We start from the raw sequence: 15,512 nt of genomic DNA, 5'->3' as shown, positions 1-15,512 counted from the left end.
AAAATTTTGTTCCGTTTTACCACTTAAAGCGATTTAAAAAAACTCAGTAATAGTGTAGGATGAATATTAAGAAGTTGTTCAAAGGGGGGGACTTAGTGCGTCAAGTCAGTGTGAATTCCCTGAAGATCGGTGACGTTTTGGGTAAAACCATTTATTCAAGCAATGGGCGGATCTTATTAGGAAAAGGGGTTAAACTTACACCTCTTTATATTAGTAAGATGAGAGATATGGGAATCACCATTGTGTATATTGAAGACGATCGCTTTGAAGATGTTATCCCGGAAGATGTTATTGATGAAGAGAATCGCCGGGAGGCTATGGCAATCATTGAGCAGGCATCTCAGGCAGTCCGGCTGGGAAAAAATATGGATGATTTCCACTTGCGTAATATAGTGAGCAAGATTGTCGAAGAGATTCTGTTTAAAAAAGATATACTGGTTAGTATGATGGATATCCGCAGCAAAGATAACTACACCTTTGCTCATTCTGTCAATGTATGTGTCCTTTCCACGGTTCTGGGGAAGGTGATGCTCTTGGATAAAGAAAAACTGGAAACCGTGGCCATAGGCGCTTTACTTCATGACATCGGCATGGTTCATCTTCCCCAGAATATAATGGAGAATCAAGATAATCATACACAGGAAGAGGAGGAAGAGATTAAAACCCATACCACATTGGGATTTGAAGAGCTGAGGAAGCGCAAGGATCTTAACCTTGTGGTTGCTCATATAGCCTTTCAGCATCATGAATACATTGATGGAACCGGTTACCCTCGTCAGCTTAAGGGAGATGAAATTCATCCCTTGGCTCAAATCGTCGCTATCGCCGATCTTTATGATAAGTTGACCTCCGATCATAGCGGGATGAAACGAGTCATGCCTCACGAGGCTTGTGAAGTCCTTATGGGCCTTGTGGGCAAACAGTTTCCATTGGAACCGGTCCGTCTGTTCCTGCGTAATATCGCAGCTTATCCTACTGGGAGTACAGTTCGGCTTAATACGGGAGAAATCGGAGTTGTGGTGGATCAGAATCTCAGCATTCCTACCCGGCCGGTGGTTCGTGTCTATGATGAGATGAACTATGAAGCTGGACAAGGCAAAGAGTATAATATGGTTGAGAACCGAACCGTATTCATCACTGAGGTTTTGGTTTAACACTAAAGGAAGTCTAGTTCAAGCCGGAAGCAATGTGCTGGGGCATAAAGGTGAAAGGGGACACTCCGAACATTTTGGGTTGCGGGCGGCACAGATTCTCCGTCCGTGCCAAATGAGCCAATGATGGGCTTGAATCCATTGCGAACGGGGAATACTGTTCATCAGCTGCTTCTCGATAAGATCGGGATTCGTCCCTGAGGCCAGCCCGAGCCGGTTGGAGACCCTCAAAACATGGGTGTCTACAGCAAACGCGGGGATATTATAAGCATTGCTTAGGACCACATTGGCTGTTTTTCTTCCCACACCAGGGAGTTGGGTTAGAGCCTCCATGGAGTCCGGGACTTCTCCGTTATATTTCTCAATCAGGATTTGGCAGGTAGCTAAAATATTTTTTGCTTTATTGCGGTAGAGCCCCAGCTCTTTGATGGCCTCTTCCATTTTCTTTAAAGACAAGGTTAAGAAACTTTCAGGAGTTTTGTAGTTTCTGAACAGCTTTTCGGTGACTTGATTTACTTTTTTATCCGTAGCTTGAGCACTGAGCATAGTGGCAATAAGGAGCTCAAATGGAGTGGAGAAGTTGAGTTCACAATGCGCGTCAGGATAGGTCGCTGCCAATAGGCTTAGTATGGAGTTTGCTTTACTCATTTTAGCCTCCTAAGATAATATATTGGATTGATGATGAAGATGAGATCGTGAAGAAAGGAAAGCAGTGCGATGGGGTACATTCGATTTTTATATGAGGACAAAATTTGCTTTGGTCAACTTCAAGGAGAATCCATTGAGGTTCTTGACCGCTCTTATCTGGAAAAAGGCTGTCGGAAAACAGGTCAAATACTCCAAGCAGAGAAGGTCCGTTTGTTGTCACCCGTTGAACCCACCAAGATAGTGTGCATTGGTTTGAATTATGCCAAACATATAGAAGAATTGGGACATACCTTACATGATGACCCGGTCATCTTTCTGAAACCCGTTACTTCCTTAGTGGGGCCGGAGGACGAGATCATCCTTCCTCCCATGAGCCAACAGGTCGAATATGAAGCAGAGCTTGTGGTGGTTATGGGTAAAACGGCTAAGGATATTACTGAAGATCAGGCTGAAGACTATATCTTCGGCTTTACCTGCGGTAATGACGTCACTGCCAGGGATCTACAAAAGAAAGATGGTCAATGGACCCGCAGTAAAAGCTTTGATACTTTTTGTCCCATCGGACCCTGGGTTGTTACAGACCTGGACCATAGAGATGTGAAGATCAGCTCAGTGCTGAATGGGGAGGTAAAGCAGTCTGCCGGGACGAGCAATTTAATTAATTCAGTTCCTAAACTGGTGAGCTATATTTCCCAGATTATGACTCTTAATCCTGGAGATCTGATCATGACTGGGACTCCTGAGGGAGTAGGGCCGATGAAAGCCGGTGATGTGATTGACGTTGAAATCGAAGGCATAGGTCGGCTGCGGAACCTTGTCCGTTAGAAACGCCATGTATTGGGTTTATATTCTTTACTGTGCTGACAATACACTTTACACCGGATCGACTCCAAGGCTGGAACGTAGACTTCAGGAACATAATGAGGGTAAAGGGGCGAAATACACTCGGGGGCGGCGGCCGATATTCCTTAGGCAAGCATGGACTGTCGAGAATCGGAGCCAAGCTCTGCAGCTGGAAGCCTTTATAAAAAGGTTTACCCGTAAAGAAAAGGAACGCTTCATCGACGATCCTCAATGCCTTTTGAGCCTGGCTAAAGAGAAGGGCTATGACTTTGTTATAAAGATCGGGGATAGAATCGATTGAGGATAAAATCCGTATTACACACTACTATAATACAAATTCAGGCATTTTGAAAAGAGTGTTTCCGAGATCATTGCTGGGACAGGAAAGAGAATAGTAAACTGACAAAGATTAAAGGCTGACCGTAGAATTCGCGGTCAGCCTTACTTTTTAACTGCTCTGACAAGCTCCGAAAGCTGATTCTCCAGGATTTTGCTTTAGGCGTTCACTCTATAAGCTGCGCGGAGCAATCTAATCGCTCAAGTCCTCCGCTACGTCGGGTGCCCGGCTAAATCGGCTCCTGCCTCATAGCCGGTTGGAAACGTCCTGTTTCCAACCCGACTCCGCTGCAGTCTTTTCGCGAAGATTGCTTACCTGCTCGATTAGAATCCGTTCTCTGCCTTAAAGCAAAATCCTTGGGCTGCTTTTTGGGCTTGAGCGGCGCGATGTGGGATAAAGTCACACGTCCCGGTCAACCGAGCAGCTTTTTCATCCTCTGCCGCTGCCAGCCCTAGTAGATCCCACCGCCAATAAATTCTCTTAAGATAGAATTAAAGGGTACTTTAGCTATATCCAAGGTTTCAAAATGGTAAAGCAGCCTTAAGAGATGGGAGGCAGTAGAGTAATAGGGGTGATCCTTGGGGATATTGATGAGAAGAGGTTCAGCATAGGCCTTAAGAGCGTTCAATTCATAGAGCAGGCTGGAATTAAACATAATGTCCGCTTCTTCTTGGTAAGGAAAAATATTATTGTTCTCCCCGCGCCGAACGCTGGACCATTGATTGAGGGTTTTTTCCGGGTTGATTCCACGGTATTTGTTATCGCGAACCAAGCGGCGAATCAGCCGTACATCCGTGGTGGAGATGCGGTTATGGGTATCAATATTGGGTTGAAAAAGGGCGCTGATATAGATTTTGAAGAGATGGGAGCGTTCCAAGGAAGGCAAAAGCCGGGGATTGAGAGCATGAATCCCTTCCATGACCAATATTTCATCAGGTTCTAATTTCATCCGCGTTCCTTCGGGTTTACGGCGGCCTTCAACAAAGTCGAAAACAGGGCACTCAATCTCCTGGCCGTGGATTAAAGCATTGACATGCTGGTTCAACAAGGGAAGATCAAGAGCTTCGAGAGCTTCAAAGTCATATTGCCCATTCTCATCAAGAGGAGTGTGTTCCCGATCGAAGAAATAATTATCCAAGGATAAGGCAATAGGTCGGATTCCGTTGACCCGAAGCTGTGTGGATAGACGTTGGGCGAAGGTAGTTTTCCCGGAGGAAGATGGACCGGAAATGAGAATAATGCGGGTATTCTTTCGCTGTTCTAGAATGCGATCAGCGATTAAGGAAATTTTTTTCTCATGCAACGCCTCGGCTAAAGAGATCAATTCAGTGGTCTTGCCTTTCTGGATATTGCGGTTAATAGACTCTACCTTATCCAAATGCAGATTTTCTACCCATCGCTGCGATTCCAAGAAAGTAGCGGTTAATTTTTCCGGCGGCACGAAATTTGGTAACTCACAGGGATGCTCAGGATTAGAAAAGAGCAAAATAAAGCCGGGATGATAGAAGATGAGCATAAAAGGGTAATGGGTTCCAGTCGGGCGCATAGCAGGATAAAGGGACTTGACAAAAGTATGATTGACCTTGGTGTGAAAGAAACCATCCTCTTCTTCACAGGACATGATCTCTGGCTTAGAGTTCACCCAGTGATGAAGCTTTTCCTCGATTTGAGCCACTTCCCGGGGAGAAAGAGGTGAGTTCTCTAATTCGCAATAGATGCCATCCAAAATGGAGTATTGAATCTTTATTTCTTCTTGAGGAAAAAGCTCCTCCACAATCCTAATCAACCCAAAAATAAGGGTCTGACGATATTGACGATGGGTAGTTTCCGTTATACTCATGCGAATCCCTCTTTTCTAGATACTCTGTCTTAAGATTAATTCTACGGAGGAATGACACCTTCCTTTTACCTTTGATTATGATGTTTAAAAAGTATAGTACACTGAAGAAGGAGAAATGTCTATCACTGGCGAATACAAACCGGATAATGTCTTGGGGAGTGAAGCATATTGTACGAAAGCACGAGAGGAAATTATCCTGATCAAACAGGAAGAGAAGCAATTGCCTTGGGCATGGTTCCGGTAGGGGGATTATTTGTTCCGAAAGAGTTTCCAAAAATCCACTGGGAAGAAATCCGCGGAATCTCCTATCCTGAACTAGCTCAATTAATTTTTAAACACTATCTTCCTGATTTTCCGGAGGAGAAATGTGTTGAGACTTCAGAAATATATACGAATAAAGTCTTCGATACGGATAATCCTGCCCCCTTGGTGAAGGTGGGGGACATGGGAGTACTTGAGTTATGGCATGGTCCCACTGCTGCCTTTAAAGATATGGCTTTGCAGGCCTTGCCGCACCTTTTAGGAGAAAGCATGCAGGTTCTCACCCACACCGATAAGGTTCTGATTTTAGTCGCTACTTCAGGGGATACCGGCAAGGCTGCGCTGGAAGGCTTTAAGAATGTTAAGGGTACGGAGATCATGGTCTTTTATCCGGAGCATGGCGTGAGCACCGTTCAGGAACAACAGATGACCACCACCGATGGAGCCAATACTAAAGTCGTTCCTGTCACCGGTAATTTTGATCAGTGTCAATCCGCTGTGAAAGAGATTTTTGGTAATCCTGACTTAAGAGACAAGTTTAAGGAACAGAGAATCGCCTTTTCTTCGGCGAACTCCATTAACTGGGGCAGACTTTTACCGCAGATTATCTACTATTATTGGGCTTATTTACAGGGAATGGACTCCCAAAGGATTCGTCCCGGAGAAAAAATGAACGTGGTGGTGCCCACTGGGAACTTTGGCAATATTCTTGCTGCCTATTATGCCAAGGAGATGGGATTACCCATTAATAACCTCATTTGTGCCTCCAATGAGAATAATGTCCTGACGGATTTCTTTAACCAAGGGGTGTATAACCGCAATCGTCCCTTTTTCGTGACATCTTCTCCTTCTATGGATATTCTGATATCCAGTAATTTTGAACGCTTCCTTTACGAAGTTTCCGGAAGGGATGGGGCAAAGATTGGGAAGTGGTATCATGATTTGCAAGACCTTGGGGAATTTACGGTGGATGCGGATACATTAGCCAAAGCCAGAAAGGCAGTCACTGCCGGGTGGGCCGGTGAGGCGGATGTTCTGAGGGTCATACAATCAGTATATAAAGAGTATTCCTATGTTTTGGATCCTCATACTGCCGTAGCGGTGAAAGTCTATCAAGATTATGTTAAGGAATCAGGAGACAACACTTTCACAGTGATTGCTTCTACAGCCAGCCCCTTTAAATTTGCCAAAACTGTTTTAGAGGGCATTGAGCCAAGTGCTATAACCGATGACGAATGGACGAATTTACGAAAACTAAAGGAAATTACCGGCTGGAGTATACCCAAAGGACTTCAAGGGTTAGAGGATAAAGAGACATTCGGCTTGGAACCTGTACGGCCTGAGGAGATTCCAGGGCTCATTCAGAAGGTTTATACTTCCAAGAGATAGGATCCTCCATACAATAAAAGATTCTCGTTAAAGTAAAAACTCTTTGCTTATCGTGAAGATTTCGTATATTGGCATCTTCGGGGTTTATCACCAGATAAGCCCTTTTCTTTTTTTGCACCAACTCTGGTTTTTCGTTGAAAGAAGAATTCAGGGAATAACACTTGGCGATAAAAAGAAAGAGTTTTCAGAAAAAAGGAGATGCTCAATTCATATCGAACAAAGTGATTTGACATAGGAGAAAATCTTAAAAAGGAGAAAGTGGTGATAATATGGGTCCAGCTTTCCAGTTTGTCCTAATCATCATTGCTATTAATATAACATACGTAACGTTAACGACAATACGCTTTATTTTAATGATTAAAGGAATGCGGATCTACGCTTCCCTTTTGTCCGTGATAGAAGTCTTCATCTATATCATGGGACTGTCCATTATTCTGGACAACCTTGATAGCTATTGGAATATTGCGGCCTATTGCTTTGGTTATGGAATGGGAGTATATCTTGGCAGCAGAATCGAAGAACGGCTGGCACTCGGATATATTATGGCGCAGGTCATCGTTGAATGCGAATATCAGGGGCTGGCAGAGGAACTGAGAAACGCTGGCTTTGGTGTGACAAGCTGGCTGGGAGAAGGGAAATCCGGGCCGCGTATGGTCATGATGGTGTTGGCCAAGCGCAATCGCCAGAAAGAACTGTTAAAGCTGATAGACAAATTGTGCGCAAATGCATTTGTAATTTTTGAAGAACCGAAGAATTTCCGCGGGGGATTCTGGGCGAATAAGGTTTTACACTAAATAAAGCACCAACCATGCGTGTAGTTGGTGCTCAAGATGCTAATCAGACGGCTGGGTTATTCCTTCGCAAAAGGCTGTGCTTTGGGATAGGATCCCAGGAGTTTAGTACTGACCCCTTTGTCTTTGAGAGCCCATAAAGCCTCTTGGAGAGATGGAGAGAAGACATATCCATCAATGTCCACGAAGAACACATACTCTCCCAGTTTTTTCTTGGAGGGGCGAGACTCAATACGGCTCAAGTTAATGTTCCTCAGGGCAAATTCCTGAAGGGCACTGGCCAAGGCTCCGGGGGTATCTCCGGTAATGACTAAAAGTGAAGTTTTATCCTCCTCATTCATTTCCGCAAGATGATGACCTACGAAAATGAAACGGGTCGCATTGAGCATGGAGTCCTGGATTCTTTCCGCTTCACAGTGTAAATTATAGATTTCTGCGGCCCGGCGCGGTCCGAGAGCAGCCCAATGCTTACCGGGGCTATTGGCGATTTTCATAACGGCTTCAGCAGTACTGGGACAGGGTAATTGCTCCGCCTGAGGCAGATGAGCTTCAAGAAAATCACGGCATTGTCCTAAGGCTTGCTCATGGGAAAAGACTTGCTCTATCTGACCTAAATCAAGGGGCTTCGCAGTAATCAGGCATTGATCCACAGGGAAAATAAATTCTCTCATGATATATAGACTTTCCGTCTGACCTAACATATCCATGGTTACCCCTACTTGACCTTCGGTGGAATTTTCCAGAGGGACAAAGGCTCCTTCAATCTCGAGGTCTTGGCAGGCCGTTAAGAGTTTGGGAATTGTCGTAAAGGGGACAAGGGTTAGCGGTGGCTCCAATAGATCGGATTGAGTAGTCAGAAAGAGTTGAAGTGCTTCCTCAGAAAAACTGCCCTTAGGCCCCAGATAGCCAATGTTCATAGTCTTATCCTCCTCATCTTGTTCTGATTCTAAATGAAAAAAGACTTAACTCACCCCTAAATAAGGGACGAGCTAAGTCACGCGGTACCACCCTTTTTGCTGTATCTAAAACAGCCTCTTACATGATCATAGAATGAATCAAGGCTCTTAACGGAAGCCGCCGACGCTCCCTACTTTGAGTTCAGGAACGCAACTCCAGAGTGAATCTCTGTTACCAGCAACCACTAAAGCTTCCAGTCTCTGACTTTAGTTCCCTGAAGGTCTGGGCTAACAGATGCTCTCTTTCATCGTTATTAATTAATTTTTGAATTCAATTTTATCAATTATATCAGGAACTTTGCCAATTGAAAAGGAAAACTTTTTAACCAATACATGCTGAGGGGAAAATCTTGCGCCCAGGGGGAATCGTCTTAGTAAATTCTTGATATTTAAGATATTTGTATACTTTGAACTTGCAGAAACCTTACAAGCACGTTAAAATATGTGTGGAAGGTTGGGGAACCTTCCTGGGAGATAGGTGGACGAGGTGGCAGAAACAGGCAGTGGAACGTACGCTGCCTGTTTCACTTTTTATTGCACTATCTGAAAGTATAAACTTGCGTTATATACTTTCTAAGCATAAGGGCAACCAACGACTTCGCCTCACTGGAGGTATGGATCAAAGGCACGGCGAAGCCGGGTTTTCTTTAACAATAATTTTGCTAAATTTTCCCCATCCTGTGTATAATAAGCAGGTAGGGTAAGTCAGTAAGGAGGGAATGATTATGGAACAAGCTAAACTAAAAACACGTTCGGAAATCCCTGAGCAATATAAATGGCATCTTGAGGATATTTTCCCTAGTGATCAAGCTTGGGAAGAAGAATTTCTTAAAGCAGAGAAGCTCTTAGAACGGGCTGAAGCCTTCCAAGGACATTTGGGAGATAGTGTAGAAACTTTGTTGGCCTGCTTTGAATGGATGAATGAAGTGGGGCAAAGTGTAGGTGAAATCTATACCTATGCAAGGATGCGCCGGGATGAAGACAATCGAAACTCTCGTTATCAGGCTTTAACGGATCGGGCCGGTGCTCTTTCTGTCCGAGTGGGGAGCGCCTTAGCTTTTGTCGTTCCGGAAATTCTCGCTTTACCGGAAGGAAGGCTGGAAGGATTTCGTAAAACCAATGAAAAAATAACTCTTTATGACCACGCCTTAGAGGATATCTTGCGTAAACGTGAACATGTATTAAGCTCTCAAGAGGAAAAGTTGCTGGCTGAAATGGGGGAAATAGCTGAAGGTCCCAGCACTATTTTTGGTATGGCCAATAATGCTGACCTTAAATTTCCCAGTATTAAAAATGAGAAGGGTGAGGAAGTCGAACTCACCAAGGGAAATTATATTCAGTTCATGGAAAGCGAAGATCGACGAGTACGTCAGGAAGCTTTCGAAACCTTATATGGCACTTACCAAAAACAAATTAATACCTGGGCAGCTATACTTAATTCCAATATTAAAGGGGACGCCTTTTTTGCCAAGGCCAGACGGTACCCCTCGGCTATAGAGGCTTCCTTACATGATGATAAGGTTCCCCTGACGGTCTATGATGCCTTGATTGATACAGTCCGTGAGTTTTTACCGGAAATGCATCGTTATGTGAAGCTGAGAAAGAAAGCATTGGGGCTGGACGACTTACATATGTATGATATTTATGTTCCCATTGTCTCTGAAGCCAAGATGACGATCCCTTATCAAGAGGCTGTGGATATGTGTTTGGAAGGGCTCAAACCCTTAGGATCTGAATATCGCAAGGTTTTAGAAGAAGGGTTCACTTCTCACTGGATTGATGTCTATGAAAACCAGGGAAAAACCAGTGGCGCTTATTCCTGGGGGACCTACCGCTCCCACCCTTATGTACTGCTTAATCATCAGGATACTTTGGATTCGATGTTTACGATTGCCCATGAGATGGGGCATTCACTCCACACTTATTTTTCCAACCGTACTCAGCCTCATATCTATGCCGGTTACAAGATCTTTGTAGCGGAAGTGGCATCTACTCTCAATGAAGCCTTAGTTATGGAGCACTTGCTCAAAACCACGGAAGATCCCAAATTGCTGGCTTATTTGCTCAATCATTATCTGGAGCAATTCAGAGGTACTGTTTTCCGTCAGACCATGTTTGCTGAATTTGAAAAGAAGACCCATGCCATGGTTGAACAGGGGGAAGCTCTGACTGCTGAATTACTCTCCAGTATATATCTTCAGCTCAATACGGATTACTATGGACCGGATGTGGTGATGGACCCGCAAATTGCGATGGAATGGGCAAGAATTCCTCATTTTTACAATGCATTTTATGTCTATAAATACGCTACAGGATTCTCTGCAGCCACAGCTTTAGCGAGAAAAATTCTTGATGAAGGAGAACCGGCAGTGGAGCGTTACCTTAAATTTCTATCCAGTGGCAGCTCCGACTACCCGATTGAGCTGCTGCGCAAGGCAGGCGTCGATATGGAGACTCCGGTTCCGGTAAGGGAGGCTCTTCAGGTCTTCACCAGTCTGCTGGATCGCTTAGAGGCGCTGCTTTGAGCTGATCTCCAGAGTCTCCAGGATTTTGCTTTCGGCGTTCACTCCATAAGCTGCGCGGAGCAATCTAATCGCTCAAGACCTTCGCTCTGTCGGGTCCACCTGCGCCGCTAAGTAGTCTCTGTGGCAATGGCGGCTTGGGCGAAACCCTCGCCCGGGTTTCGTGGCCAAATCGCTCCTCGAAAGCACTGCTTTCGCACTTGTTCTCAATGGCCGGTTGGAAACGTCCTGTTTCCAACCCGACTCCGCTGCAGTCTTTTCGCGAAGATTGCTTACCTGCTCGCTTAGAATCCGTTCTCTGCCTTAAAGCAAAATCCTTGGGCTGTCTTTCGGGTTTGAGCGGCGCGGATGTAGGATAAGTTACCTGACCTTAGCAGCTTTTTTCATCCTCTGCTGGTGCCGCTCCACGGTATGACCGGCTACTCCGAAAAGACCCCAAAAGGCCTAAAAATAGAGCTGAAAAAGACCCGCAAGCGTAGCTTTGCGCACAAGAGCGAACGGATTTAGCGGAGGGGCGTTCGGGTTAACGAGGCTTTCTTAATATAGCGGAGCCACGGTTCACATCAGGTATTACCCTGAGGTTTGGCGTCGAAAGTGTCCGGTGGACAGTTTCGCTCAAGGCGGCACTCCCCAAAGCATACGCATCCGCCGCAGATGCTGTTAAGAAAGCGAGTTGACCAGCCCTGGAGCTATGGAGAACGTGAGCTCCGATGAAGAAAGCCTCCAGTGGAGGGTTTCAGGAGATCACGCCCGAAGGTGCGTTGTGCGTAAAGCTACACGACCTGGACAAGACTGTCACCCACTGTCGGTGCCACCCATAGGCACGAACGCCCTCTCCAAAATCTATGCTATAATCAAAACCTCAACATATATGCTTATTCTCAGAAAGAAAGGAAGAAAAGATCATGAGTGACGCCTGCGGATCCTGCCCATCGGCAAGTTCCTGTACTACGGGAAGCTGCCCCACACAACCGGAAAAAACAAAAGCCCAACAAGCCAGCAATATCAAAAATGTCATAGCGGTCATGAGTGGCAAAGGAGGAGTGGGGAAATCCTCCGTTACCTCTATGCTTGCGGTGAGTTTAATGCGACAAGGCTTTAAAGTGGGGATATTGGACGCGGATATAACCGGACCCAGCATTCCGAGAATTTTCGGACTGAAGGATAAGGCCAATATGAATGAAGTAGGGGTTATTCCAGGTGAAACCTCACATGGAATTAAAGTGATGTCCCTCAATCTAATGATTCCTAACGAAGATGATCCGGTGATCTGGCGTGGTTCAATCATTACCCAATTGGTGCAGCAGTTCTGGACGGATGTCGTTTGGGGGGAGTTGGATTATCTGCTCATCGATCTACCACCCGGAACAGGAGATGTCCCCATTACTGTCATGCAATCCTTGCCGGTATCCGGAGTGGTTATCGTAACCAGCCCTCAACAGCTGGCGGGAATGATTGTTCGTAAGGCTATCAATATGGTCAAAAAATACGACGCAACCTTATATGGCTTGGTAGAAAATATGGCCTATGTTGCTTGCCCGCAGTGTGAGGAGCAAATTGAGATTTTTGGAAAACCCCATGGGGAAGAGGAAGCCGCCCAAAATGAGATTCCCTATCTCGGTCAATTACCCATTGACCCTGTTTTGGCCACAATGTCGGATCTGGGCAAGATAGAGGATTATGAATCCGCTAACTTTACGCAAATTGCCAGGAATTTGGCTGAGGTTATACAGAAAATACAAAAGTGAAAATGAAAGTAAAAGAGGGGGTGACCTGGCCTAGCCAGGACAATATGGAATCAACGATTCGGGACATAGGATTGGCACCGCAAGGACAATTAAAAATTGATTGGGTACAAGCTCATATGCCGGTTCTCAACACCTTAAGAGAAGAGTTTGAGAAAACGCTGCCCTTTAAGGGTAAAAAAGTGACCATTTGCCTGCATTTAGAAGCAAAGACTGCTTATCTGGCTAAAGTGATTCAAGCTGGCGGAGCGGAAGTTACCGTGGCGGCGAGCAATCCTTTATCCACCCAGGATGATGTGGTCGCTGCCTTGGTAGCCGGCGGTGTTCATGCCCATGCTTGGTATGGTGCCACCGATGAAGAGTACCATCAACATCTTCACAAGGCTTTGGATTTTGAGCCGGATTATATTATTGATGATGGTGGAGATTTGGTATCTACCCTCCACAAAGAGCGCCGGGAATTATTGCCTAAGGTACAGGGAGGCGCTGAAGAGACTACTACAGGCATCCTAAGGTTACGAGCCATGGAGAAGAACGGAGAATTGGCCTTTCCCATGATTGCGGTCAATGATGCTGAGATGAAATACCTTTTTGACAATCGCTATGGCACAGGTCAATCGGTTTGGGATGGTATTATGCGCACAACGAATCTGGTGGTTGCCGGAAAGACCGTTTGTGTGGTGGGCTATGGCTGGTGTGGAAAAGGTGTAGCTTTACGCGCTAAGGGCCTAGGCGCCCGAGTCGTTATCTGTGAAGTGAACCCTATTAAAGCCAATGAAGCTTGGATGGATGGTTTTGAAGTGATGCCCATGTTAGATGCCGCTCCTTTAGGTGATTTTTTCGTCACCGTAACAGGAAATAAGAATGTCATCTCAGGTGAACATTTCCTGGTCATGAAGGACGGGGCAATACTCTCCAATGCAGGTCACTTCGATGTAGAAGTGAACAAAGTTCAATTGGCGGCAATGGCCCAGAGTCACCGTGAGGTTCGTCGCAATATTCAAGAATACTTGCTTCAGGATGGACGAAAGATATACCTTTTAGCAGAAGGCCGCTTGGTCAATTTAGCGGCAGGAGACGGTCATCCCGCAGAAGTTATGGATATGACCTTTGCTTTACAAGCCCTAGCATTGCATTATCTCGCCACAGTTAAAACTCCCTTGGAGCCAAAAGTCTATTCTGTTCCTTCCGAAATGGACACTAGAGTGGCTGAGCTTAAATTAAAAACCCTGGGTTTAAGTATTGATCAACTATCTGAGGAACAAGAACGCTACCTTGCCAGCTGGCAGCACAGTTAAGCAAGACTCTTAAAAATAATAATCTGGTATCAGGGTCCTGATGATAAATAGTCATTAGGACCTTTTTATTATTTAAAAACATTATTAAACAGTGAAAAATATCTTTTGTTCTATTCTGTTATAGTATACAATAGAAAGGATAAATTGTATTAGTATCAGATAAGTCTTTGGTGACTGTAAGGGGGATAGATATACCGATGTTTCTCGTTTATTCCTTAAGCCAAGATATCATCGGAGAGAGCAAAGGATTACGGCAGGCCATTGAGGGATGCCGAAAGGCGGCTAAAGAAAATGATCCGGTTATGTTTCAGGGTGAAGTCAGTACGGGTAAACTACTTTTAGCCGGTTTTCTGCATAAAGAGAGTGAACGCTCCCACCAGCCCTTGCTTATAGTGGATTGTATTAAAGACGAAGATATGATTCGCGAAATACTTGCTCCAGGTTTTGATATCAACCAACTATGTCCTTATGAGGGGGGAAGTATTTATTTTCGTGAAGTGGCGAGTCTCAGCCTTGAAGAGCAGAATCTGCTTTATAGAGCTCTTGAACGAATAGAGAAGAAAAAGTTTAGAATATTTCTTAGTTCATCACAAAATATTCATTTAATGAGATTGGAGAAAGCCTTTGATCCGGATTTATATGACTATGTCAGTCAGTGGGAGATTTCTATTCCACCCCTACGTCTAAGAAAAGAGGATATACTTCCCTTAGTCCATCATTATATCAGGGTATTTAATTTGGAATTGAGAAAGTCTATTCAAGGGCTAACACCGCAGGCCGAGGAAGTTCTCTTATCCTATCGCTGGCCGGGCAATGTAGAAGAATTAAAACAAATTATCAACAGAGCCATGCATGTAGCTAACGAATCCCATATCTCTCAGCGTCATCTTAGCGACAATTTGGGGATATCTAAAGAAGATGGGTTTGGCCATGGAGTGATGCCTTTAGAGCGAATGGAGGAAATTCTTTTACGAAGTGCTTTGGAGCGCTATGGATTTACACTGGAAGGAAAGAAAAGAGCGGCAAGAGCCCTTAACATTTCCTTAGCAACACTGTACAATAAGCTTAAGCGTTATAATCTTAATCCATAACCAAAGTTCCGTAAGGAGGATATAGGGTGAAACAGACCTTTCCGACCCATAAAGGGGAGCTTATTGTTGAAGGGCCGGTTACGGCGGAGAGCTTAAGCCAACTGACTTTAGACGATGATTTGCGGGCATTCCGCCCTCCGAAGCGCCAAAAAGAGGCCTTGATAGAAATCAGTCAAATTCCTAATGGCCGAATTGTTATTGCACGGATCGGGACCGATGTCGTGGGCTACGTGACCTTTCATCCTCCGGATGCTTTTGAACGATGGGCTGAGGGCCCTCCAGAACTCTTGGAATTAGGAGCCATTGAGGTTTCCCCAAAAGTTCGGGGTCTTGGAGTGGGAAAAAAACTGCTTGAAGTAGCTTTTTTAGATCCCACCATGGAGAATCATCTCGTCATAGCCACAGAATATTATTGGCACTGGGACCTGGAAAGGACAGGACTTCGGGTTTGGGAGTACCGTGAGGTGATGGATCGTCTTATGTCAAGCGCAGGTCTGCTCATAAGGGAGACAGATGACGACGAGATATGCTCCCATCCGGCCAATATGCTTACGGCACGCTATGGAAAAAACCTTTCTCAAAAGAGTATCGAGCATTTTGAAAGAATTTTGTTCTTGAATTCTGATCGGGGGTGATTGCC

Annotated in this window: 13 protein-coding genes and 1 other annotated feature; of the genes, 10 read left to right on the top strand and 3 right to left on the bottom strand. The window is 45.1% G+C overall.

Features of this window, described 5'->3' with window-relative positions; translation table 11 throughout:
* Positions 1-95: 95 nt before the first annotated feature.
* Positions 96-1,154, top strand: a complete 1,059-nt coding sequence (locus DESPCE1_RS0112565; protein WP_014794340.1) for an HD-GYP domain-containing protein — start codon at positions 96-98, stop codon at positions 1,152-1,154.
* Between the two features lie 18 nt (positions 1,155-1,172).
* Here the strand turns inward: DESPCE1_RS0112565 and nth are convergent, their stop codons facing one another.
* Positions 1,173-1,799, bottom strand: coding sequence for an endonuclease III (gene nth / locus DESPCE1_RS0112560; RefSeq protein WP_019850678.1), 627 nt, complete (start codon positions 1,797-1,799; stop codon positions 1,173-1,175).
* A gap of 69 nt (positions 1,800-1,868) precedes the next feature.
* Between nth and DESPCE1_RS0112555 the strand changes: the two genes are divergently transcribed.
* A complete protein-coding gene (locus DESPCE1_RS0112555; protein WP_019850677.1) occupies positions 1,869-2,624 on the top strand; it encodes a fumarylacetoacetate hydrolase family protein in 756 nt (251 codons plus the stop codon).
* A gap of 7 nt (positions 2,625-2,631) precedes the next feature.
* Positions 2,632-2,943: a GIY-YIG nuclease family protein gene (locus tag DESPCE1_RS0112550; protein WP_014794337.1), complete on the top strand. Its 312-nt coding sequence runs from the start codon at positions 2,632-2,634 to the stop codon at positions 2,941-2,943.
* Between the two features lie 487 nt (positions 2,944-3,430).
* Here DESPCE1_RS0112550 and DESPCE1_RS0112545 read toward each other — a convergent pair whose 3' ends face one another.
* Positions 3,431-4,819 carry a uridine kinase gene (locus tag DESPCE1_RS0112545; protein ID WP_019850675.1) on the bottom strand — a complete coding sequence of 463 codons (1,389 nt, stop codon included), beginning with the start codon at positions 4,817-4,819 and terminating at the stop codon, positions 3,431-3,433.
* A 165-nt stretch (positions 4,820-4,984) separates the two neighbouring features.
* On the opposite strand from DESPCE1_RS0112545, the gene thrC reads away from it, so the two are divergent.
* Positions 4,985-6,469, top strand: a complete 1,485-nt coding sequence (thrC, locus tag DESPCE1_RS0112540) for a threonine synthase (protein WP_172637659.1) — start codon at positions 4,985-4,987, stop codon at positions 6,467-6,469.
* A 269-nt stretch (positions 6,470-6,738) separates the two neighbouring features.
* A complete protein-coding gene (locus DESPCE1_RS0112535) occupies positions 6,739-7,263 on the top strand; it encodes a DUF2179 domain-containing protein (RefSeq protein WP_014794334.1) in 525 nt (174 codons plus the stop codon).
* Between the two features lie 56 nt (positions 7,264-7,319).
* On the opposite strand, the gene pheA is transcribed toward DESPCE1_RS0112535, so the two are convergent.
* Positions 7,320-8,177 (bottom strand): prephenate dehydratase, encoded by an 858-nt coding sequence (pheA, locus tag DESPCE1_RS0112530; RefSeq protein WP_014794333.1) that lies wholly within the window; start codon positions 8,175-8,177, stop codon positions 7,320-7,322.
* Positions 8,178-8,237: 60 nt separating this feature from the next.
* Positions 8,238-8,474 (bottom strand) — a binding site (T-box leader).
* Positions 8,475-8,941: 467 nt separating this feature from the next.
* On the opposite strand from pheA, the gene pepF reads away from it, so the two are divergent.
* The 5 genes from pepF to DESPCE1_RS0112500 all read left to right on the top strand — a co-directional run bounded on the left by pepF (position 8,942) and on the right by DESPCE1_RS0112500 (position 15,507).
* On the top strand, positions 8,942-10,741 hold the full coding sequence (gene pepF / locus DESPCE1_RS0112520; RefSeq protein WP_019850672.1) for an oligoendopeptidase F: 1,800 nt from the start codon (positions 8,942-8,944) through the stop codon (positions 10,739-10,741).
* A gap of 902 nt (positions 10,742-11,643) precedes the next feature.
* The gene (locus DESPCE1_RS0112515) at positions 11,644-12,486 is read left to right on the top strand and encodes an Mrp/NBP35 family ATP-binding protein (protein ID WP_019850671.1); all 843 of its coding nucleotides are present in this window, start codon (positions 11,644-11,646) and stop codon (positions 12,484-12,486) included.
* Positions 12,487-12,488: 2 nt separating this feature from the next.
* A complete protein-coding gene (locus DESPCE1_RS0112510) occupies positions 12,489-13,781 on the top strand; it encodes an adenosylhomocysteinase (protein WP_033422453.1) in 1,293 nt (430 codons plus the stop codon).
* A 197-nt stretch (positions 13,782-13,978) separates the two neighbouring features.
* Positions 13,979-14,872 (top strand): sigma 54-interacting transcriptional regulator, encoded by an 894-nt coding sequence (locus DESPCE1_RS0112505; RefSeq protein WP_019850670.1) that lies wholly within the window; start codon positions 13,979-13,981, stop codon positions 14,870-14,872.
* A gap of 26 nt (positions 14,873-14,898) precedes the next feature.
* Positions 14,899-15,507 (top strand): GNAT family N-acetyltransferase, encoded by a 609-nt coding sequence (locus tag DESPCE1_RS0112500; protein WP_014794328.1) that lies wholly within the window; start codon positions 14,899-14,901, stop codon positions 15,505-15,507.
* Positions 15,508-15,512 lie beyond the last annotated feature (5 nt).

Source organism: Desulfitobacterium sp. PCE1 (assembly GCF_000384015.1).
Classification (GTDB): Bacteria; Bacillota; Desulfitobacteriia; order Desulfitobacteriales; family Desulfitobacteriaceae; genus Desulfitobacterium; species Desulfitobacterium dehalogenans.
This window is presented reverse-complemented; position numbering and strand designations above follow the sequence as displayed.